Source organism: Microbacterium sp. I2 (assembly GCF_051364985.1).
Classification (GTDB): Bacteria; Actinomycetota; Actinomycetes; order Actinomycetales; family Microbacteriaceae; genus Microbacterium.
Map to the genome: position 1 here is coordinate 137,721 of NZ_JBLWIH010000025.1, position 21,060 is coordinate 158,780.

Consider the following 21,060-nt stretch of genomic DNA (forward strand, 5'->3'; position numbering starts at 1 on the left):
CGTTTGCCGGGTCAGTCGGCCTTTCGGCGGCGCGCGATGACGATCGCAATCACAATCAACACGACGCCGACCGCGAGAACGATCGGCCCGATGGTGGCCCAGAGCGGTGAGCCGCTCATCGCCGACCCGCCGAGCACGTTGAGCCCCTGGAGGGTCCACACAATGCCGACCAGCGCCAGGATCACGCCCGGCACGACGTACGGCCAGATTCGCTTCATGGCGCGACCATACCCCGGAAGGGCGGATCGTGGATGCGGTCACGCGGTGCGCTTCCAGGATCCGGGCCGGACTCGCTCGCGCGGCATCCGCCAGGATGCAGGCGCTCCTCCGGCCCGCGGTCGAAGCGTCCATCAGGAGAAGAATCGAGGTCTCGCCGGTGAACAGCGGTTGTTGGAGCCCCCAGCCTGAGGCGCCTCGCGCGTGCGTTCGGGGACGCCCAGATCGTTGATTTTGCGGCGTTCGGCGAACATCGGACCTTCGAAAGAAGCGTCCTCCTCGTGGGCGTCGGTGCCGTCCTCGAGTCGTTGGGGCGCCCGGAAGGCTGAACAGCCGGCGGTAGCAAGCGTGCGATCATCGACGAGCCCAAATCCTCGGCAGCGATCCGCCTGAATCCGAGGGCGTCGGCACAATCGAGCACTCCCACTCTTCGAAGGCCCCGATGACCCGCTCTCTCAGCACCCTGCTCGGTATCGTGCTGGCGTTCCTGGGAATCGCGGCGATGCCGACCCCTGTCGCCGCTGCAGAGCAAGATGACGATGCGATCACCTGGATGGTGCGACCGAGCGACGGCGTCGGGGAAGACGGCCGCTCATGGGTCGAACTCGAACTCGACGCGGGCGAGACGGTGCAGGAGCACCTGCTCGTCCGGAATCTCAGCGCATCGCCGGTGACGTTCTCGCTCACGGCGGCGGACGGGTACTTCACCGAGACCGGTCGGTTCAACATGCTGACTGCCGACAGGGAGTCCGTCGACGCGGGGACGTGGGTCGAGATCCAGGACGCCGTGGAGGTCCCGGCAGGAGCCGACGTGATCGTACCGTTCACGATCACCGTTCCCGGCAACGCGACCCCCGGGGATCACCCGGCCGGCGTCGCCGCGGCCATCCGCTCGGGTGGCACCGAGGAGGTCGGCATCGAATCACGCGTCGGCTTCCGTGTGATGACGCGAGTGACCGGCGAACTCGCCCCGGCCGCGGCTGCGACAGTCGCCGGCGAGTACACCGGATCGCTGAATCCGTTCGAGGCCGGTCGGATCGATGTGGACTACTCGGTCGAGAACACCGGAAACACGCGCCTGTCGATCCTGCCGCAGGTCGAGGTCAGCACGTTGTTCGGATGGGTCTCCTACACCGCCACCGGCGAGGAGATCGTCGAGATCGCGCCGGGTGAGTCCCGATCGGCCGCGATCTCGTACCCGTCGGTGTGGCCGCTGTTCGTCTACTCCGCGGATGTGACGGCTGCGGCGGAGCCTGTCAGCGAAGAACTCCCGGCGCGTGGAATCGAGCCCGCCTCGGCGCACGCGCTCGTCGTCGCGATCCCGTGGCCGCAGCTGGTGTCGATCGCCGTCGCGGTGTTGCTTCTCTGGCTGCTGTGGCGGGACCGCCGCCGCCGCGACCGCAAGATCGCGGAACTCGTTGCCCAGGCCCGACGCGACGCCGTCGCCGAGTCGGCCGGAGACCGGCAGCCGGCCCTCCGGCGGATAGCCGGATCCGCCGCGGTCGCGATCGCGTTGCTCCTTGCGGGACCGCCCGCGATGGCGGCGACCCCGGAGGACGATCCGGTGGAGATCCGCGTCGAGATCGCGCCAAGGACCACCCCCGGCGCGACCTCGCCCGCAACCCCGGCGCCGGCCACCGGAGGCGAGGATCTTGCCACGACGGGCGCTCCCGACATGAGTGCGTGGCTGTGGGTTGGCGCGGCCGCCGTGGCGACAGGCGCAGTGGTGACGGGCGTGGCCATCCGCTCTGGGCGGCGGCGTCGGGCCCCCGAAACCGAGTGACGTTCCCGGTAGGCCCGCCGGGTTCACCAGCGCGACACCAGCGGGCCACCTGGGACGCACGACGGGACGGTTCACTGGCGCCCGTGACCTCAGCTCTCTCGGTGCCACGCCGGATCGCGTCGATCGCGGCGGCGGGCATGCTCGCCATGACTTTCACGGCGTGTGCCGCGCCGGAGTCGGGCTTCTCCGCAGCCGAGCGCACCGCATCACCCGTCCCGCTGGGCTCCACCACCGACAGTGTGAGCCCTCCCCAGCCGGCGCCGGGACGCACCGTCGAAGCGGTGGTGCCCGCTGACGCCGGTGACCTGCGGGGTGTGCGGATCGCCGTCGTCGTGCCTGACGAAGGTGCCACGAGCCGCGCGCTGCAGGAGGGGCTCCGCGGCTTCGCGGAGGTGAGCGGTCTCGTCGTCGAGGAGTTCGTCGCGACGGGGGATGCGGCATCCGTCGACGCGGCTTTCGCACAGGCGCTGGAGGCCGAACCGCACATCGTGGTCGGTCTGGGCGCAGGGGCCGTCGACGTGTTCGCCTACAACTCGTCGCAATGGCTGGATCAGGATTTCCTGCTGCTCGGAGCGCAAGTGGCCGAGCCCACCTCGAACGTGGCCGCCGTGATCTGGCAGGGCGCGACCTCGCGCGGCTCGGGAGCTCCCGCCGACGGCGACCTGGAGGACACCGCGATCACCCCTTCGCGTGCCGCGGAAGCGGTGTCCGTCGGTCTGGCGACGGTGATGTCGGGCGAATCGGGCATCGTGCTTCATCTGCCCGCGTGACGGTCGTCGTCATGGCGACGCCAGAGTCCGGACAGCCTGCGTTCACCTCTGCGCCGACATCAGGTCACGCCGATTCGAGAGGTTTCTCGGGAGCGCTCTCGCGCGTCTTCCCTCCATGCCAGATCGGAGCATCCTCTTGCCCATTTCCGATGTGACCGCGGACGCGGTCCGTGCCGCTCACGCGACTCGGACGGTTCGACGAACCGTCGCGGGAGCCGTCTTGGTCTCGCTGATCGCGGGCTCCGCCGTCGCGACCGCCGCATTCCCCGCGGTCGCCGCCCCGCAGATCACGCCCGTTGCCATCACGGCTGCAGCCGAGCCGCTCCGGCTCGAGGGCGAGCAGTACACCAGCGGATCGAACCCCAACGGAGAAGCGCTCAAGCGCGAGTCGATCAACCTGGGCAACACGTTCAACGGCACCGTCGTGCAGTTCGACGACGTGAACTTCACGGACCGCATGGGCACGCTCACCGTGCGCGCCGCCACCCGCGACGACGCGATCGGCGCGAACCCGCGCCTGGAGTTCTTCCTCGACGAGGCGATCGCAGCGAACAAGATCGCCGATGTCGCGCTGCCGACGACCGGCGGATGGAGCAACTGGCTCAACACGACCGTCGATCTCAGCACGACCGTCACCGGCGTCCACGATGTCATCATCGTCATGCACGTCGATGACCTTCCGGATCGTCGCAACTACGTCGCGAACTTCGACTACTTCGAGTTCGGTCCCGCCGCGCCGGTCGACCTTCCGGAGGCCTACCTCACGAGCGACTCGCCCTGGAAGTACTCCGACAACGGCACCGACCCGTCGGGCGACGGCTCGCTCTCGTGGACCGCTGCGCAGTTCGACGACACAGCCTGGAAGGAGGCTGCCGGCGCCTTCGGATCGAAGCGCGGCGCGGCGGACCTCGGCAACGGCTACGTCGCCGACACGCTGCTGCAGTACGCGCAGACGGGCTCGGCCGACACGGTGCCGACCTACCACTTCCGCACGGAGGTGACCATCACGGCGGAGGAGCTCGAGCAGCTGGACGCCCTGCAGGGCGAACTGGCGTACGACGACGCCGTGCGCGTGTTCGTCAACGGCGAGAAGGTCGCCGGATTCGCGGATGACCGTGTGAACGGCGCCGCGAACCCGAACCTCACCTACGCGGGTGTGAGCGCGGGCGACCCGGCCACCAGCACCGTGCGGATCCCCGCCGACACGCTGGTCGCCGGTGAGAACCAGATCGCGGTCGCGCTGTACCAGGACCGTGAGACCAGCAGCGACATCTTCCTCGACTTCAAGAACCTCACGCCCGTCGAGAAGCAGGACGTGACGACCGCAAGGATCTCCGACCTGCTCCTCGGCGTCGGCGCGACCGAGGCCGAGCGCAACCTCGCCTGGTACTCGGACATCGATGTGCCCCAGGTGGCTCAACTGGCCGAGGCATCCGCGATCATCGACGGCGTCTTCCCCGCCACGGCGTCGACGTTCCCGGTCACCGCCGGCGGCGCGACCAGCAGCGGTGAGTTCTTCCGGGACGCGACGCTGTCGGGACTCGAGGAGAACACCGAGTACGCCTACCGCGTGGGTGCCGACGAGACCGGCTGGTCGACTGTCCACACCTTCCGCACGCGGAGCTTCACGGGCGGCTTCGACTTCCTGTTCTTCGGCGACCCCCAGGTCGGCGCGTCGGGCAATCTCGCAGGCGACGAGGCGGGCTGGATCGACACGCTCAACGTCGCGTCGCAGACCTACCCGAACGCCGAGATGCTCTTCTCGGCGGGCGACCAGGTCGAGAGCGCCGGCAATGAGAACGAGTACACCACGCTCCTCAAGCCGGAGCAGATGCGCAGCATCCCGTTCGTCGCGACCAACGGGAACCACGACGTGGGGTCGAAGGCCTACGAGCAGCACTACAACCTGCCGAACGAGGACCTCACCGCCGGCGCCGCCGGGAGCCCGTCGTCGTCGGGCGGCGACTACTGGTTCATCTACAAGGACGTGCTCTTCCTCAACATCAACTCGAACAGCCGTGACTACGCGTCGCACAACGCCTTCCTCGAGAAGGTCGTGGCCGAGCAGGGTGACAAGGTCACCTGGAAGGTGCTCGCGTTCCACCACTCGATCTACTCCGCGGCCGTGCACGCGACGGACGGCGACATCATCGACCGCCGCAACAACATGCCCGCGAAGATCTCGGAGCTGGGGATCGACATGGTCCTCATGGGCCATGACCACCACTACACCCGCAGCTACCTGATCAAGGACGGCCAGCTGGCCAACCCCGACGAGCAGGCCGCCGCGGCCGAGGTCGTCGCCGGCCCGGGCGAGGTTCTCTACGTCACCGCCAACTCGGCGAGCGGTTCCAAGTACTACAACCTCAACACGGGTATCGACCTGTGGTGGTCCTCGGTCCGCAACCAGGAGCGCGTCCGCAACTACTCCGCGGTCGAAGTGACCGACGAGTCGATCACGGTCCGCACGCTGCGCAGCCAGGCCAACGGCACCGCCAATCCGGTGAACAGCGTGGTCGACGAGGTCGTGCTCCGCAAGGCCGACGAGGCCGCTGATCTGGATGTCTCGGTGTCGGCTTCGACGCGGGTGCTTGCGGGCAAGCAGTACGTCTCGGTCTCGGTGACCAACGACGAGGACGTGCCGGTGGATGCCGTGGTCACGACGCCGTACGGCGCGAAGACGTTCACCGCGGTCGCACCGGGCAAGTCCGCTGCCGTGTCGATCAACTCCCGCCTCGGGTCCATCCCCGCAGGTGAGGTCACCGTCCAGGCGACCGGCCAGGTGGGCGACGAGACCATCACCGTCTCCAAGTCCGCCCCGTACGCGGCTGCCGGCTGACCCGACGCCGGCGGCCCCGCGGCGCAGGCGCTCCGTCTGCGCCGCGAGATCACACCCCCCCAATGAAAGTGAATGAAATGAACAAGTCTGTCCTGCTGCGCAGCAGCGTCATCGCCTTCGGCGCCGCCCTCCTGGTGTCCGCCGGCTCGGCCGCAGTCGCCGAAGAAGAACACGGCACCCAGGACGTCGATGTGAACGTCGCGATCGAAGAGGTCGCCGGCCCCGGCGCTCTGGCCCTGACGGTGGAGGGCGCCGACACCACCCTGGTCGAGGGTGCATCGACGGCGCTCGAGCGCACGTTCACGGGCACGCTGCCCAAGGTCACGGTCACCGACACCCGTGCGGCCGAGGACGTCCCGGCAGGATCGGCGTGGTACGTGCTCGGCTCGACGAGCGACTTCGTGGATGCCGCCACGAGCAAGACGATCGCGGCGCAGCACCTCGGCTGGGTGCCCAAGCTCGTCGCGGGCGAGGGGGAAGGCGAGCCCTTCGTCGAGGTCGGCGGCGACGTCCTGCCCTCCGAGCCGGGTCTGGTCGACCAGGAACTCCTCTACCTCGCTGACAGTGCTGAGAGCAACGCCGGCGGCGGCGTCTTCTCGGCCACGGCCGACCTGCAGCTCGTGGTTCCGGCCGATGTCGCGGCCGGCAACTACACCTCGACGCTCACGCTCTCGCTCTTCGAGTAAGACCCGGTCCGAGGCAGGGATGGGCTCGGCGCTCATCTCTGCCTCGGCCTGCGCCCACGATCGCGCCACCCCACCTGGAGATCCCACTCTCATGTCGCTCCCGTCCTCGTCCCTCCGGTTCCTCGCCGTGAGTGCGGCCGTCGCTCTGCTCGGCGCCGGCTTGCCCACCAGTGCCGCAGCCGCGGAACCCGTCGCGCTCGCGCCGGCCGCGGCATCCGTCGACACCGACTACACCTCGTTCGTCAACTCGTTCGTTTCGACAGAGGACGACTTCGGTCAGGATCTCGTGGGTGCGGAGGCGCCGAACTCGCTCGTCAAGATCAACCCCATGACGGTCTCGGGTCGGTCGCACAGCGGCTACGACTATGCCGAGGACCAGATCGCGGGCTTCACGCACACCAACCTCAACGGCGTCGGCGGCTCCGGCGCAGGCGGCGACCTGCTGGTCGTGCCGACATACGAGAGCTACTCCAGCCGCCCCGGTACCGGCTCCTACGCGAAGAACTACAGCCACGACGCCGAGGACGCGGCGCCCGGCTATTACGGAGTCGACCTCGCCGTCGCCGGCGGCGCGATCCGCGCGGAAGCGACGACGGATGTGCGCACCGGCCAGGACCGCTTCACGTTCCCGACAGCGGGAACGGCGTCGCTCGTTCTCGACCTGCGCAACAACTTCACCAGTCGCCGCGGTGCGACCCTCGACTACGCGACGCTGCCGGACGGCCGCGTCGCGGTCTCGGGTGACTTCACCGGCCACTTCAACGGCTACGACTACAAGATGCACTACTACGTCGAGTCCACGGCGGCTGCGAAGAGCACGCGAACGTGGAGCGGCAGCGGCGCGCTCACCGGCACCGCGCACCAGGAGGGCACCGACATCGGCGCGGTCGTCGAGTTCGACGTCGCGGCCGGACAGCAGATCGGCCTCAAGGTCGCGCTGTCGCCGATCAGCGTCGAGCAGGCCAGGGTCGACATGGCCGCCGAGATGGGCGACCGCTCCTTCGACCAGGTGCGTGCCGACACGAAGGCCGACTGGAACGCCATCCTCAGTCGTCTCGACGTGACCTCCTCCGAGACGAGCGACCCGACGGGCGACCTCAAGACGCTCTTCTACACGCATCTGTACCGTATGTTCGGCTCGCCTGTGAACGCGACCAGCACGAGCGGCACCTACCGGGGGCTGGACGGCCAGGTGCACACGGCCGATGGTTACACCCACTACGACGGGTGGGGATTCTGGGACGACTTCCGCAAGTACGAGGTGCTCGCGATCGGCTACCCGGAGGTGTTCCACGACCAGGCGCAGTCCATCGTCGACCTCTACGCGACATTCGCCTCGACCGGCCGCGGATCACTGTCGAACGTGACCCACGCGGTTCCCACCGTGCGCTTCGAGCGTGCGGCGGTTGTCGTCGCCGACGCCATCGCGAAGGGCGCGCAGCTGCGCGGGCTGTCGCAGGCGTGGCCGGCGCTGGTCTCGCAGTCCGCGGGTGGATACGCCAACGCCGACAACGTGAGCCGCGGATACATCGCGAACGAGGTCGACGACACGCTCGGAACGGCCTACGACGACTGGGCCATGGCGACGATCGCCGACGAGCTCGGCAAGACGCAGGAGGCGAACGACTACCGCCTACGTGCCGCGAACTGGACGAACATCTTCAAGCCGGATGCGGTCACCCTCGCGGACGGCACCAAGACGGGCCTCATCTTCCCCAAGAACGCCGTCGGTGCATGGAACGACGCCGACCCCGAGCGGTTCGAAGCGGGCAACGTCTACCAGGGCACGCTGTGGCAGTACCACTGGTACGCGGCGAACGACATGGGCGGCCTCATCCAGAAGATGGGTGGCGAAGAGGCGACGCTCAAGGCGCTCAGCTTCATGTTCGGTGAGCACGCACCCGACGACGGCAGGCGGATGCTGCACGCCAACGCGAACGAGATCGACCTGCAGGCGCCGTACCTCTTCAATTACGTGGGCGCACCTTCGCGCACGCAGGAATGGGTGCGCAGCATCTACACGAAGGAGACGTGGAACCGGTACATCGCGACCGGCAGCACCCACGAGTACCCGTCCGGCGGCGGGGAGTTCACCCCTCCGGTGAAGATGAAGGTGTACCAGAACAGCCCGCAGGGCTTCCTGCCGACGATGGACAACGACACCGGAACCATGTCGTCGATGTTCGTCGCCGCGTCGCTGGGCCTGTTCCCCGTGCTCGCGGGATCGGACGAGTACCAGATCGGAACACCGTTCTTCGAGAACGTGCGCATCAACTACGAGTCCGGTCGCGCGTTCGACATCTCGGCCGAGGGCGTTTCGCCCGACGACTACTTCATCCAGTCGGCGACGCTCAACGGTCAGGACTTCGACCGCACGTGGATCACGTACGACCAGCTCACCGCGGGTGGGGGACTGGCGTTCCGCATGGGCGACGCGGCATCCGATTGGGCGGCGGACTCGATGGCATCGTCGTCGCTGAGCGACGAGCTCTCGAGCTCGCGCTACGACCCCATCAGTGCGATCTCGGTGTCGTCCCGCCTGTTCACCGAGGCGGCTGCGGGCGACGGATCGATCGGCAACAGCATCGATCTCACCCTCTCCAACGGCACGTTCGCGGGCACGGACGGCGCCGACCTGTCGGCATCCATCACCGCTGAGAACGTCCCCGCCGGGCTGGCGCTGAAGGCCGAGCGCACCGGGTCGCGCACGGTGAAGCTGTCGCTCGCGGGCACGGCCGACGCGTCCGCCCCGATGGACGGCATCGACGACCTCGTGCTGAAGATCGCCGACGGGGCATTCTCGCGGCAGCCGTCGAACGGCACGCGCGAGTTCACGCTCAAGGTCGTCTTCGAGGGCGCAACTCTCTCGATCGACATGCCTCGCATGAAGGCTGCTGCCGACGGCGCGGTCGATGCGACGGCCAAGCTGACGCTGAGCGGCGCAGACTTCGCCGGAGCTGCCGGCCGCGACCTCGTCGCCGACGGCGCACTCGCGATCACGGGTCTTCCCGGCGGCGTGTCTGCCTCCGTCGTGCTGAGCGGTGCCGACGCGGCGACGCTTCGGCTCACCGGGTCGCTCGGCGAGTCCCCGCGCGCATCGTTCGCGCTGGACTTCACCGACGCCGCCTTCGCGGGCACGCCCGCGACGAGCGTGCGCGGGGACGGGGTGTCGGGGCTGGGAACTCTCGTGCTCGAGCGCGACCAGCAGTGGCGTGAGAAGCTCACGGGGCTCGTCGCCGAGGCCGAGCTGGTGGTTCGCGGTGCCTATTCGGCGACGTCGTTCGCAGCGTTCGACAGTGCCCGCACCGTCGCTCGTGACGCCCTCGCCAGCACCACGGCGAGCGATGACGACCTGCAGTCGGCGCTCGACGGGCTCACACGGGGGATCGAGGGACTGCGCATCGTCGAGACGGCCTATCGCGTCTTCCAGGCCGAGAACTTCGAAGCATCCTCTGGCGGGCGCCTGGGCACGGAGTCGGGGAACGACTCCACCGGCGTGCCGTTCGGGGCCGTCAACGGAGTGCAGGTCGGCTCCTGGATCGCGTACGACGGCGTGGACTTCGCCGGGGTCGAGCCGCTGCGCGTCAAGATGCGCTACTCCAACCACCCCGGTGACAGCGCGACGGACGAGTTCGTCGAGGTGCGCGTCGGAGCGGTGGACGGTCCTGTCGCAGCCAGGGTGGCCGTTCCGCCCACGGCGGGCTGGAGCGACTTCGCCACGGTGGAGGCGAAGATCGATGACCCGAGCGCGCTGGCGGGGTCGAACCGCCTCTACGTGGTGTTCGAAGGCACGCCCGATGCCGCACAGCCGAACTCGTGGGTCGTGAACTTCGACTGGCTCCAGTTCCTCAAGACCGCGGAGGATGCTCCGGAGTCCGTCGAACCCGTGCGGGTCGAGGCCGAGACCTACGACGCCGACAACGGCAACGGCCTCAAGAAGGAGGGCGGCGACCCGCCCGCGGGCAACGTCGGCGGCACCTGGGACGGTGGCCAGCTCACCTACACCGCGCGCGACTTCGGCGGCGAGCCGCTGACGCACGTCACCGTGAACGCGTCGACACGCGACGAGCGTGTCGGTGACAGCAGCCGACTCGAGTTCTACCTCGACGAGGTCAGCGAGACGACGAAGATCGGAACCGTGCAGCTGCCGAAGACCGGTGGGTGGGCAAACTACGTCTCCACGACCGTGAAGCTCGACACCGCGGTATCGGGCACGCACACGCTGCTCGTCGTGATGCGCACGGACGCCGTTGCCGGCCAGGAGTTCAACTACGTCGCCAACCTGCAGTGGTTCGAGTTCGGCGGGGCGCCACAGGAGAACCCCGAGGTCGATCTCACGGCCCTCACGGCTGCCATCGCCGAGAGCGAGGCGCTCACGGTGCACGAGGATCGGTACATCGGGATCGACTTCGCCGTGTTCCGCGCCGCGCTCGACGAGGCCAAGCGGGTCGCCGCGGCCGCCGACGTCACCCAGGATGCTGCGGATGAGGCGCAGCGCGTCCTCGCACTCGCGACGGGGCAGCTCGAGTACGCGGTGGTGAGGCAGCTGCCGGCTCTCATCGCGCGGGCCGAGGCCGTCGACCCGTCCGCTCACGCGCCCGAGCGCATCGCGGCACTGAACGAAGCGCTCGCGGTCGCACGCGCCGTGCCCGCCGATGCGCCGTACGAGCAGACCGCCTCTGCGGTGGACGGACTCGCTGCAGCGCTGGACGCTCTGAGCGAGCCGGGGCCGATCGCTGATCTGGATGTCTCGGTGTCGGCTTCGACGCGGGCGCTTGCCGGCAAGCAGTACGTCTCGGTCACGGTGACCAACAACGAGGACGTGCCGGTGGATGCTGTGGTCATAACGCCCTACGGCGCGAAGACGTTCACGGCGGTCGTACCCGGCAAGTCGGCGAGCGTGTCGATCAACTCGCGGGTGGGGTCCATCCCTGCCGGTGAGGTGAGCGTCGAGGTGACGGGTGTTGTCGGCGACGAGACGGTTGCGGTCACCAAGACGGCCTCGTATCCGGCGGCGGGCTGAGGCACTGCCACGGACGGGCCCCGCCGCTCGGGCGGTGGGGCCCGTTCGTTTCGCGGCGGCGTTGTCTGATCTGCCCGAGTCTGGTTACCACTTCCTCGGGAGTGGGTCCGGCCGAGGTCATCACGCAGCTCGGATGACGGTCTACCTGAGACCCGCTCTCAAGTTGAGCACCGAGACTGCATCCCCGTGCGGCAGCGAGCAGGCGCGAGTACCGTTGCATACGGATCAGACGCCCGACTGACCTGGACATCGAATGAACATGGCGGCGGAGGACTCGGGGACGGCCACGCTGCAGCTCCTGGGATGCTGGCGGCTGGCGGTCAGCGGTCGCGCCGTCGCAGTGCCCGGGCGTGACCAGCGCGTCATCGCCGCCGTTGCCCTTCTCGATGCTCGCCCACGGCGCCAGCTCGCTGAGATCCTGTGGGCGGACGGCAGCCGCGGCCACGCGCAGGCGAACCTGCGCGTGAACCTGTCCGACATCCGCCGGCACCATCCAGGCATCCTGGCCGACTCCGATCCCCTCGTACTCTTGCCGGGAGTCGATGTCGATGTCGCGTCGCTTCGTCGTCTTCCGGTGATCATCGATCGCGCGACCGACCGCGCACAGCTGTGGGTATGGCTCGAGTTCGCCCGGCGGGCGGAACTCCTGCCCGGGTGGTTCGAATCATGGCTCGACTTCGAGCAGGAACGCGTGCGACAGCAGCGCCTGAGCGCGCTCGACGGCCTCGGTCGCCGCTTCCTCGGCTTCGGCGACGCCGACGGCGCCCTCACTGCTGCAGCGATCGCCCTCGACGCCGAGCCATGGCGTGAATCCTCGTACGAACTGCAGATGCGCGCTCACATGCTCGCGGGAAACCGAGCGCTCGCGCTGCGGGTGTACGAGAGCGCCCGATCGATGCTCCTCCGCGAGATGGATGTCGAACCGGCGCCGATCCTCACCAACCTCGCGCATGAGCTGCGCTATGACGGACCGGCGTGAAGCTGCTCTCACCCGAAAGGCGTCTTGACCACGAGCGACTCCGAGTCAGCGCCCCACAGCCCGAGCGTCGGTGTCTGCGTCGGTCCCATTCTCCCGACGATCGCCTGATGGAACTGTCGGAAGTTTCCGCTGAACGAGCTGGAGTTCCATACCTGTTCGAGCGTCGATGTGAAGACTCCGTTGCCCCCGACCTCCTGCGAGAGCTGCGAGTCCTGGCACCCCGAGATCGAGACGCCGTTTGCCCGCACGGTGGCCTGTCCGCGTGCCCCTGCCTGCAGACCCGCGTAGAGCGCGGCGTGCCGAGCGACCACCGCCGCATTCACGCCGATCGGCATGTTGCGCGTGGCTACGGGCCCGGCCGCCGCCCGATCACCTTCGCCGGAGCGACTACCCTGGCCGGGGAATCGCCGCGGCTCGAGCGGCGCTTCGCGCGTGCGGACTTTCTCGAACCGGTCGAAGATCGACACATACGGACCCGCCCCCGGCGTCCACCCCGCCCCCGCCTTCAACTTCTCCCAGAACTGCGATGCCGAGCTCGAGAAGAGTGAACGCTGTCTCTCGGTCGTGGCTGCGGTCTCGACGCCGCGACTTCCGCCCGGCGCGGCGGGCTGCGGGAACGACCTGCTCCCACCGTCGACCGCCGCCGACAGGTTGACGTAGAAGGCGCCCTTCCGCTCGGCGAACTCCAGCTGATCGCGGGTGAACATTTTTCGATAGACGGTTCCGCTGTGGCAGCTATCGGACAGCAGCACAATGTCGACACCGGCCGCGAACCGCGAGAATGCCTGCTCGAGTTCGTCGTCGATCAGCATCCGCTCGAAGAGCACCCACGTCTCGTCTTGCTGATCCAACTCGTTGTCGTCGCTCACGTTCGGCACCTGAGCGCCGTGTCCCGCGTACGTGAGGAGGAAGATGTCTCCGCTCACCAGCTGCTGCGCCGCTGCCGAGATCTCGGCGAGCACATTGCCGGCCGTGGCGTTTCGCGTGAGCAGGGTGGTTGGACTGAATCCGTCGCTCGTGGCGATGGCGCGCATCGTCGCAGCATCGTTTTCGCATCCGGTCAGCGCGCCATCCCAGCCGTCGTAGTGGGCGGGATCGACTTGGTTGACGCCGACATGGAGCGACCTGCGTCGCCGGCCCGAGGACCCCGGCACTGTCGGCTCGACCGTCGGCGAGCCATCTGTGAGCCCGAGCGCACCGAGCGTGATCGGCCCGGCGATGCCGTCGTCGGCGAGCCCTTTTGTGCGCTGGAACTTGACGACGGCGCTGCGCGTCATCGCCCCGAAGATGCCGTCCTCGGCCAGGTCGAAGCCGCCGACTTCGTTCAGCCGCGCTTGCAGCCGTCGAACGTCGTCGCCCCTTGATCCCATCTGCAGAGTGCGCATGATCAGCCCGCATACCAGTAGAAGTCGACGCGCTGGCCGGCCAGCTCGGGAAGGGACTTCTTGGGCAGCGTGTACAGGCCGTCCGCCTTGGCGAACACGAGCCTCGCACCCGCTGTCTGCAGGGCGTCTGCCGAGATGCGGACGCTGCTCGTCTTCGTCGCGCCCTCGACCTCGACCGAAGCGAGTACGGCGTCGTCGGCGCCGCGCACCTGCACGCATTTGAACCAGCTCTTGTGGTCGGGGATCGTGAGGCCGAGCTCCACCGCCGTCGGGTCCTCGATCTGGGTCATACCGGTGACCGTGATGTCATCGCCGCCCGGGAGGCGGCTTGCAGACTCGAGCTGCTTCCAGTCGATGGTGCCGCCGGCCGGCTGGAAGCTGCGGGACTTGCCCGAGATCAGATCGAACGCTGTCGGCAACATGGACTGGATCGACGTGACGATCGTGCTGAACGCCGGGCCCCAGAAGCGCTGCGCGACTTCGGGGTCGAGCATGAGCGGATCGATCGCGTTGACATCGCGGCTGCCGTCGTCGCCGAGGTACTGGGTGACCTTCTTGATCGCCCAAGGCAACTCATCGGCGATGACGCCGGCGAGCTTGCCGAACGCCTTACCCCAGAACCGTTCCATTACCTCGTCGTCGGCCGGGCCGCCCTCGCCGCGCGCAGCGCGATCGGCGGAGTCCCTCGCAATCTCGTCGATGAGCACGGGCAGCGTCTGGTCGAGCACCTGGTTCGTGATCGCCGTGAGCTGGGCCGACTGCGTCTGGAACTCGTCCAGGGTGCGCAGCGCTCGAGCCTCCGCCTCTTCGGCCGCACCGGGAAACTCGCGAATGAAGCCGCCGGCGATGCCACCTGCCTTGCCTCCCAGTGCCGCGCCGGCGGGTCCGCCGAAGAAGCCGCCGATCGCCGAGCCCGCCCAGGGTAGTCCGGCCTTGATGACGTCCTTCGCATTCTCGGCGACCGCATCCTTCACCTTGCCGGCGGCACTCGACACCGCCTTCTTGATGGATGAGAACCATCCCCGGTAGTCCTCCTCGGTCGGCAGCGACACGTCGCCACCGGCGGACCCGCCGGGCGGCTCGGCTTCCGCGCCCATCGCCGAGCCGGATTCATCCGGTGGGGGCGAGCCGCCCTCACCCATGCCGCCGTTCTGTGCCTCGACCTCGTCGGTGGTCGCGGGTGCCCCGTCCCGCGTCCCTTCACTCGCTGCTCGCGGCGTCCGCCGCGGTGCGCGCTCCTTGGCGCTCATCTGCCCACTCCTCATCCCAGGGGCGTCGACGCACCGGCCTCGGGCATGCCCAGAGGTTCCCACCCAGTCTCGCTCGACGGAATGTCGAACGGCAGACAGTCGACACCTTCATCCGCAAAAGGGGGATCAAGTCACCGATAGGAAACCGCGAGGGAATCGTGAAAAGAGTGCAAGCCTTCCGGCCCGGGTCTTCCAGATCGAAAGCGAGTCGAAGACAGGACGATTCCGACCTCGAAAAGTGTGGGCAGGAGTGGACGCGACGGCGGGAGTCGAACCCGCAACGCAACCGGATATGAGCCGGTGCCCGGGACCGCCCGGATCGCCGCGATGCTCCTCGATGAACCCGAGGACGGCTCCACCGTAACCCTGTCATGCGAGGAGCCGGGTATGCGTGAACTCGCGTTTCGCTATGAGACGTCGCGAGTCGCGATGAAGGATGAACTCGTCGGTCAGTTCCTCCTTTCGGTCCAAGAGACGGGCTGGAACTGCACCGCGTCGGCGCGGCGGCCGTCGTCGAAGATCGGGCCTTGGTCGCCGGTCACCGTCACCGCGTCGACGTACACGCCGCGGCCGTGCGCCTCCGAGCCGGTGGTGTAAGTCCACCGGAGGTGAGTCGTCGATGGGGGGAGTTGCGCCGTCGCCTGCAACCACTGTCTGCCTTCGAATCCGGTGAACGTGCCGTCGGTCTGCCAGCGATCGCCGCGCGCCCGCAGCGACAGCGGAAGCAGCTGCCAGGTCGCACCTCCGTCGGTGGACGCGTGGACGGCTCCGTCGTCGGTGTCGGACGTGTCGTACCAGAGGTCGAATGACAGGTCCGCGCCGCCTTCGCGCGGCGGATTGTCGGCGCCCCAGCTGCGGCTCGGGTGCACGCAGTTCGTGAGCAGGATCATGAACGAGTGTGCGATCGGGTCGATGACGATCGAGGTTCTCGCGAACCCCGTGTGCCCCGCCGTCACCGGAGAGCCGAGCGCGCCCATGTACCGACGCTGATCGAGCTCGAAGCCCAGCCCGTGCGCGTGGGTCGGAAAGGCTTCGTTGTAGTCGGTGAACAGCGTGCGCACCGACTGCTCCTCGAGGATCCGGGTTCCCTTGTACTGCCCGCCGTTCAGCAGGGTCTGTGCCAGCACGGCGATATCGCTCGCGGTGGAGAAGATCCCTCGGCGGCCGCCGGCGGCGGCCCGGCGTGGGCGCTGGCCGTCAGGCCGACGGCGGCAACAGTGCTCGTGACGACGCCGAGCACACGCACGAAACCGAAGCCCACACGCGGATCAACCATCCCAACCCCCAGAGCCCCCCGACCCCTGGACGAAATGTATCGGTTGCCGAATGCGGCCGATAGCCCCACCGTCGCACGACCTCGCAGTGCGGGTCATGACGAACTCGTCGTCTTGCCGGCGCCCGCCTCAGTCGGGAAACGGCACGGGGAACTCTGCGCCGTAGTCGGCCGAGCGGCTCACCGCGCGCCACGCGGTATCGCTCTCGAGCTGGCGCTTGCCGTAGGCGATCGCGAGGTCGGCGGCGTTCGCGCCGAGAGGGAGGTTATGGGGGAGCGTTGGACGAGATGCGAGCCGGACGAGGATCTCAGCCGCCCTCTCGGGGTCGCCGGCGGCGAGCGGGGACGAGGGATCCGACGCGTTGGCATAGCGTTCGGCGAGTGAGGCGTACTCGTCCGGCATCGGCGCGATGCTCATCGAGCTGCCCGCCCAGTCCGTGCGGAAGCCGCTCGGCTCGACCACGAGGATGCGCAGCCCGAACTGTTCCGTCTCGGCGCGAAGGACTCGGCTGAACCCGTCGATGGCGAACTTCGCCGCCTGATACGAAGCGATTCCTGCCGAACCTCCGACGCGACCGCCAATAGAGGAGAACTGGATGATCAGTCCGCCACCCTGCTCGCGCATGATCGGCACGGCAGCGCGCGAGACGTTGTAGACGCCCCAGAAGTTCGTCTCGAACTGGTGACGAAAGTCCGCTTCGTCTCCGGTCTCGACGGGTGCGACGTTTGCGAAACCGGCGTTGTTGACGACGACGTCCAGGCGCCCGAACGTCTCGCGCGCACGACTCAGCGCCTCCTTCACCGAGACCGGGTCGGTGACGTCGAGGCGGAGGGGGAGCACGCGTTCGCCGAATTCGTCGACGAGCGCGGTGAGGTCGTCGGTGCGGCGGGCGGTCGCGGCCACGCGGTGGCCGGCGCGCAGTGCTGCGACGGCGAGGGCGCGGCCGAAGCCGCGGGAGGAGCCGGTGATGAACCAGGTTGATGTCATGGAGGTTAGTACAACATCGTTTCGTTAATAACGCAACTGCGTTGCTTTACGATGGGGGGATGCCGCAGCCGCGCCCCACTGAACCTCACTTCCAGCGCGCGCGAAGCCGGGAGGCGAAGGACCTCCGCGAAGCAGCCATCCTCGATGCCGCCCGACGCCTCGCGCGCGAAACCCGCGTGCGTGACGTCAGCCTCACCGAGATCGCATCGGCCGTCGGCATGCACAAATCGGCGATGCTCAGGTACTTCGAGACGCGCGAGGAGATCTTCCTGCGACTCACCGCGGACGAGTGGATCTCGTGGACAGACGAGCTGCTGCCACTGCTCACGGAAGCACCCGAGTCACCGGACGGCATGGCGCGCGAGCTCGCGGCGACTCTGGCCCGGCGCGGGATGTTCTGCGACTTGCTGGCGCACACGCCGCTCAACCTCGAGCGGAACGTGTCGATCGAGGCTGTGCGTCGCTTCAAGCTGGTGACGCACGCGCAGCTGGATCGCATCGTGGCGGCGATGCGCGGCGCTCTTCCCGGGCTCACGCCGCAGCAGGGCGTCGATATCATCGCGGCCACCACAGCGATGGCCGGCGCATTCTGGCAGATCGCGACGCCCGGGCCGGAGGTCGCGGAGCTCTATCGCTCGGACGAGCGACTCGGTCATGCCCTGTTCGACGTCGAGCCGCGCCTCCGCCGGATGATCGCGGCCATGATCAGCGGGTTCATCGGCGAGTGACGGATGGGGTGGCGGAGACTGCTCGGAGGCTCGGGGCGTCTCGACTCGCTTCGCTCGCTCAACGACCGGGGAGTGGGCGGGCGGACTCGGGGCGCGACGGGGGAGGAGGAGCGTCGAGGGCTCGCAGCATCCGTTCGAGCGTCTCGCGCAGCTCCTCGCGGCCGGGTGATGCCAGGTCTGTGGTGTACTCGACGCCGGCCGGGATGTACGACAGGCCGTAGAAAGTCTCGCGCCAGTCCGCGCCGCCGACGGGCCAGCGCGTGTGGGTCTCGTCCTCGGCCGTCGCTCCCTGGCCCCACTGCCCGAAGAAGTCGCGCATCTCGTCGAACGGCATCTCCATGACGGCATCCGCTTCCACCGCCTGCCGCACCCACGACCGGGCGATCAGGATGAACTCCTCGATCTCTTCGGGCGTGAGCGGCTTCGGGGTGAACAGCACGCGCGTGTGCTCCACGTCGGCGAGCCGGTCGACGCGGAAGGTGCGCCAATCCTCCTTGTCGAGGTCCCAGCACAGCAGGTACCAGTGCCGGTCGGCGGGCGCGAGGGCGTGGGGCTCGACGCGGCGCTTGGTGACTTCGCCGGATGCTGCGGTGTAGGTGAACCGCACACGCTCGTGGTCGCGGCTGGCCAGGGCCAGTTCGCCGAGCACCTCGCTCGACACGGGAGCGCCGGAGTTGAGACCTGAGGGCTGTACCGCCTCGGCGAGGGCGTTGACCCGGCGCCGCAGGGGAGCGGGCAGCACCTGCTCGAGCTTCGCGAGTGCGGTGATCGTCGTCTCGGGCCCCGAGACGAGGCGCTGGGAAGCCGCGACCCGCAGCCCGATCGCCATGGCCACGGCCTCTTCGTCGGTGAGCAGCAGGGGCGGCACGGCGCTGCCCGCCTCGAGCCGGTAGCCGCCGGCGGAACCGGGCGAGGACTCGATGCGGTAACCGAGATCGCGCAGCCGCTCCACATCGCGGCGCACCGTGCGCTCGGTCACGCCGAGCCGGCCGGCCAGTTCGGATCCGGGCCAATGCCGATGGGTCTGCAGCAGGTTGAGCAGCGAGAGTGCTCGGGTCGTCGTGTCGGACATGGCTAAAGATTGCCTCATGATGAGGACCGGATCTGTCCGCATTGGTTTCTAGCTTGGATTCATGGCGAACGAACCGATCATCGAAGCGCAGGGTCTGACCAAGCGCTTCTCCGTCAAGAAGAAGACCGTCGAGGCGGTCACCGACCTCACGTTCCAGGTCACGCGCGGCGAACTCGTCGCGTTCCTGGGACCCAACGGCGCAGGCAAGTCGACGAGCCTGCGCATGCTCACCACCCTCATCCCGCCGACCTCGGGCAGTGCCCGCGTCGTCGGCTTCGACATCCTGAAGCGCCCGGCCGACGTGCGCGCACGCATCGGATACGTCGGGCAGCTCACCAGCGGCAGCTTCTCGCAGCGGGCTCGCGACGAGCTGCTCAGCCAGGGCGCGTTCTACGGCATGAGCAAGGCAGCCTCACGGGCGCGGGCCGACGAGCTCATCCAGTCGCTCGACCTCGCGGGCTTCGCGAACCGCTCGGTGCAGCAGCTGTCGGGCGGGCAGAAGCGTCGGCTCGATGTGGCACTCGGCCTGATGCACGCGCCGCCGCTCATCTTCCTCGATGAGCCGTCGACGGGGCTCGACCCGCAGAGCCGGGCGAACCTGTGGCAGCACATCCTCGAGCTGCGCGCCAAGTACGGCACGACCGTCTTCCTCACCACCCACTACCTCGAGGAGGCCGACCGCTACGCCGAGCGCGTCATGGTCATGGACAAGGGCCGTGTGATCGCCGACGACACGGCAGCACGGCTGAAGGCGAACCTCGCCGGTGACCTGCTCACCTTCGGGTTCGCGACGGATGCGGATGCCGAGCGAGCGGTCGCCGTGATCCAGCAGCTGACTGACCGTGAGGTGCGGCGAGAAGCCGATGCCACCGTGGTGCTCACCGCCCCCGAGGGCGATGCGCTCCTGCCGGCGGCGGTGCGCGCGTTGGACGCCGCGGGTCTGCAGGTGCAGCGAGCGACGGGCGTGCCGCCCACGCTCGACGACGTGTTCCTGGCGCTGACCGGGCGCACGCTCCGCGAGGCGGGCGAGGGCGAGGGCGTCGACGAAGAGAGCGAAGAGACTCCGGATGCCTCGGCCGAGGCTGGGCCCACGCGCCCGGAGGCTCCGGGCGACGCGCCAGCGTCGTCTGGAGGGGGCGTGGGGACCGCCACCTCACAGGTGGCAGAGAAGACGGGAGCGAACCGATGACCACGACCACCGCAACCCAGCGCCCCGACACCGCGGTGCGGGCCAATCCCGCGCGAGACACCTGGAACGTGCTCACGCGCGAGCTCAAGCCGGTCGTGCGCGACCCGTTCACGCTCATCTTCAGCCTGGTGCAGCCGCTGGTCTTCCTGGGGCTGTTCGCTCCGCTGCTGATCGGCTCGTCGGGCGCCCCGGTCGGCGAGACTTTGCAATGGTTCGTGCCGGGCGTGCTGGTGATGATCGTGCTGTTCGGCACCGGGGCGACCGGATCCAACCTGCAGTACGAGATGATGACGGGCTCGCACGAGCGCACGCTGGTCGCGCCACTGGCGCGGTCGTCGCTGCTGGTGGGCCGCGCGCTCAAAGAGATCGTGCCGATCATCGTCCAGGCGCTCATCATCGTGCTGATCGCGTGGCCGTTCGGGTTCTCGATCGACGTGGCCGGGCTCGTCATCGGCCTCGCGCTTCTCGCTGTCTTCGGCGTCGGGCTCGGCTCGCTGTCGTACACGCTCGCGCTGAAGACGAAGGACCGCGAGTGGCTGTTCTGGGGAGTGCAGCAGACGCTGATCTTCCCGCTGCTGATCCTCTCGGGAATGCTGCTGCCACTGGATGACGCGCCCGGCTGGATGCAGGCCGTCTCGACGGTGAACCCCATCAACTGGGTGGTGCAGGCCGAGCGCGCGCTGTTCGCGGGCGACCTCGGCAACATCGCGGTGCTGTGGGGATGGGTGGCCGCGGTCATCCTCGCCCTGCTCGGTCTGTGGGCCGGAATCCGGGCGATGCGCAAGAGCAGCTGAGCAAGACGACGAGCGGCGTCCGTCCTGGAAACAGGGCGGACGCCGCCGTGATCACCGCGGGCTTGTTCGTGGACCCTTGTTCCAC

The 21,060-nt window shown here is 68.4% G+C and carries 14 protein-coding genes, 1 tRNA gene and 1 pseudogene; 9 read left to right on the forward strand and 7 right to left on the reverse strand.

Features of this window, described 5'->3' with window-relative positions; all coding sequences use genetic code 11:
• Nucleotides 1-11: 11 nt before the first annotated feature.
• Complete coding sequence (locus tag ACLKM7_RS18685) at nucleotides 12-218, reverse strand: hypothetical protein (RefSeq protein WP_436448804.1); 207 nt, start codon at nucleotides 216-218, stop codon at nucleotides 12-14.
• Nucleotides 219-658: 440 nt separating this feature from the next.
• On the opposite strand from ACLKM7_RS18685, the gene ACLKM7_RS18690 reads away from it, so the two are divergent.
• The 6 genes from ACLKM7_RS18690 to ACLKM7_RS18715 all read left to right on the forward strand — a co-directional run bounded on the left by ACLKM7_RS18690 (nucleotide 659) and on the right by ACLKM7_RS18715 (nucleotide 12,296).
• Nucleotides 659-1,999: a COG1470 family protein gene (locus ACLKM7_RS18690; RefSeq protein ID WP_436448805.1), complete on the forward strand. Its 1,341-nt coding sequence runs from the start codon at nucleotides 659-661 to the stop codon at nucleotides 1,997-1,999.
• Between the two features lie 83 nt (nucleotides 2,000-2,082).
• Entirely contained in the window at nucleotides 2,083-2,769 is a 687-nt protein-coding gene (locus ACLKM7_RS18695; protein ID WP_436448806.1) for a hypothetical protein, read from the forward strand.
• A 220-nt stretch (nucleotides 2,770-2,989) separates the two neighbouring features.
• Nucleotides 2,990-5,608 (forward strand): fibronectin type III domain-containing protein, encoded by a 2,619-nt coding sequence (locus ACLKM7_RS18700; protein ID WP_436448807.1) that lies wholly within the window; start codon nucleotides 2,990-2,992, stop codon nucleotides 5,606-5,608.
• Between the two features lie 77 nt (nucleotides 5,609-5,685).
• A complete protein-coding gene (locus tag ACLKM7_RS18705; protein ID WP_436448808.1) occupies nucleotides 5,686-6,294 on the forward strand; it encodes a hypothetical protein in 609 nt (202 codons plus the stop codon).
• A 91-nt stretch (nucleotides 6,295-6,385) separates the two neighbouring features.
• Nucleotides 6,386-11,317 (forward strand): glycoside hydrolase domain-containing protein, encoded by a 4,932-nt coding sequence (locus tag ACLKM7_RS18710; protein ID WP_436448809.1) that lies wholly within the window; start codon nucleotides 6,386-6,388, stop codon nucleotides 11,315-11,317.
• 259 nt (nucleotides 11,318-11,576) lie between these two features.
• Entirely contained in the window at nucleotides 11,577-12,296 is a 720-nt protein-coding gene (locus ACLKM7_RS18715) for an AfsR/SARP family transcriptional regulator (RefSeq protein ID WP_436448810.1), read from the forward strand.
• Between the two features lie 8 nt (nucleotides 12,297-12,304).
• Here ACLKM7_RS18715 and ACLKM7_RS18720 read toward each other — a convergent pair whose 3' ends face one another.
• From ACLKM7_RS18720 to ACLKM7_RS18740, 5 genes and pseudogenes are all read right to left on the reverse strand, one after another.
• Nucleotides 12,305-13,681 (reverse strand): caspase family protein, encoded by a 1,377-nt coding sequence (locus tag ACLKM7_RS18720; RefSeq protein ID WP_436448811.1) that lies wholly within the window; start codon nucleotides 13,679-13,681, stop codon nucleotides 12,305-12,307.
• 2 nt (nucleotides 13,682-13,683) lie between these two features.
• On the reverse strand, nucleotides 13,684-14,931 hold the full coding sequence (locus ACLKM7_RS18725; RefSeq protein ID WP_436448812.1) for a hypothetical protein: 1,248 nt from the start codon (nucleotides 14,929-14,931) through the stop codon (nucleotides 13,684-13,686).
• A 251-nt stretch (nucleotides 14,932-15,182) separates the two neighbouring features.
• Nucleotides 15,183-15,258 (reverse strand) — tRNA-Met (locus ACLKM7_RS18730).
• A 122-nt stretch (nucleotides 15,259-15,380) separates the two neighbouring features.
• Nucleotides 15,381-16,121: pseudogene (locus tag ACLKM7_RS18735) on the reverse strand (serine hydrolase); the annotation flags it as partial.
• Nucleotides 16,122-16,334: 213 nt separating this feature from the next.
• Entirely contained in the window at nucleotides 16,335-17,192 is an 858-nt protein-coding gene (locus ACLKM7_RS18740) for an SDR family NAD(P)-dependent oxidoreductase (protein ID WP_436448813.1), read from the reverse strand.
• Nucleotides 17,193-17,251: 59 nt separating this feature from the next.
• Between ACLKM7_RS18740 and ACLKM7_RS18745 the strand changes: the two genes are divergently transcribed.
• Nucleotides 17,252-17,920, forward strand: a complete 669-nt coding sequence (locus ACLKM7_RS18745; RefSeq protein WP_436448814.1) for a TetR family transcriptional regulator — start codon at nucleotides 17,252-17,254, stop codon at nucleotides 17,918-17,920.
• Between the two features lie 58 nt (nucleotides 17,921-17,978).
• Here ACLKM7_RS18745 and ACLKM7_RS18750 read toward each other — a convergent pair whose 3' ends face one another.
• Complete coding sequence (locus ACLKM7_RS18750) at nucleotides 17,979-18,992, reverse strand: helix-turn-helix transcriptional regulator (RefSeq protein ID WP_436448815.1); 1,014 nt, start codon at nucleotides 18,990-18,992, stop codon at nucleotides 17,979-17,981.
• 61 nt (nucleotides 18,993-19,053) lie between these two features.
• Between ACLKM7_RS18750 and ACLKM7_RS18755 the strand changes: the two genes are divergently transcribed.
• Nucleotides 19,054-20,181, forward strand: a complete 1,128-nt coding sequence (locus ACLKM7_RS18755) for an ABC transporter ATP-binding protein (RefSeq protein WP_436448816.1) — start codon at nucleotides 19,054-19,056, stop codon at nucleotides 20,179-20,181.
• The gene (locus tag ACLKM7_RS18760) at nucleotides 20,178-20,975 is read left to right on the forward strand and encodes an ABC transporter permease (protein ID WP_436448817.1); all 798 of its coding nucleotides are present in this window, start codon (nucleotides 20,178-20,180) and stop codon (nucleotides 20,973-20,975) included. Before ACLKM7_RS18755 ends, ACLKM7_RS18760 begins: the two co-directional genes overlap by 4 nt.
• Nucleotides 20,976-21,060: the final 85 nt, after the last annotated feature.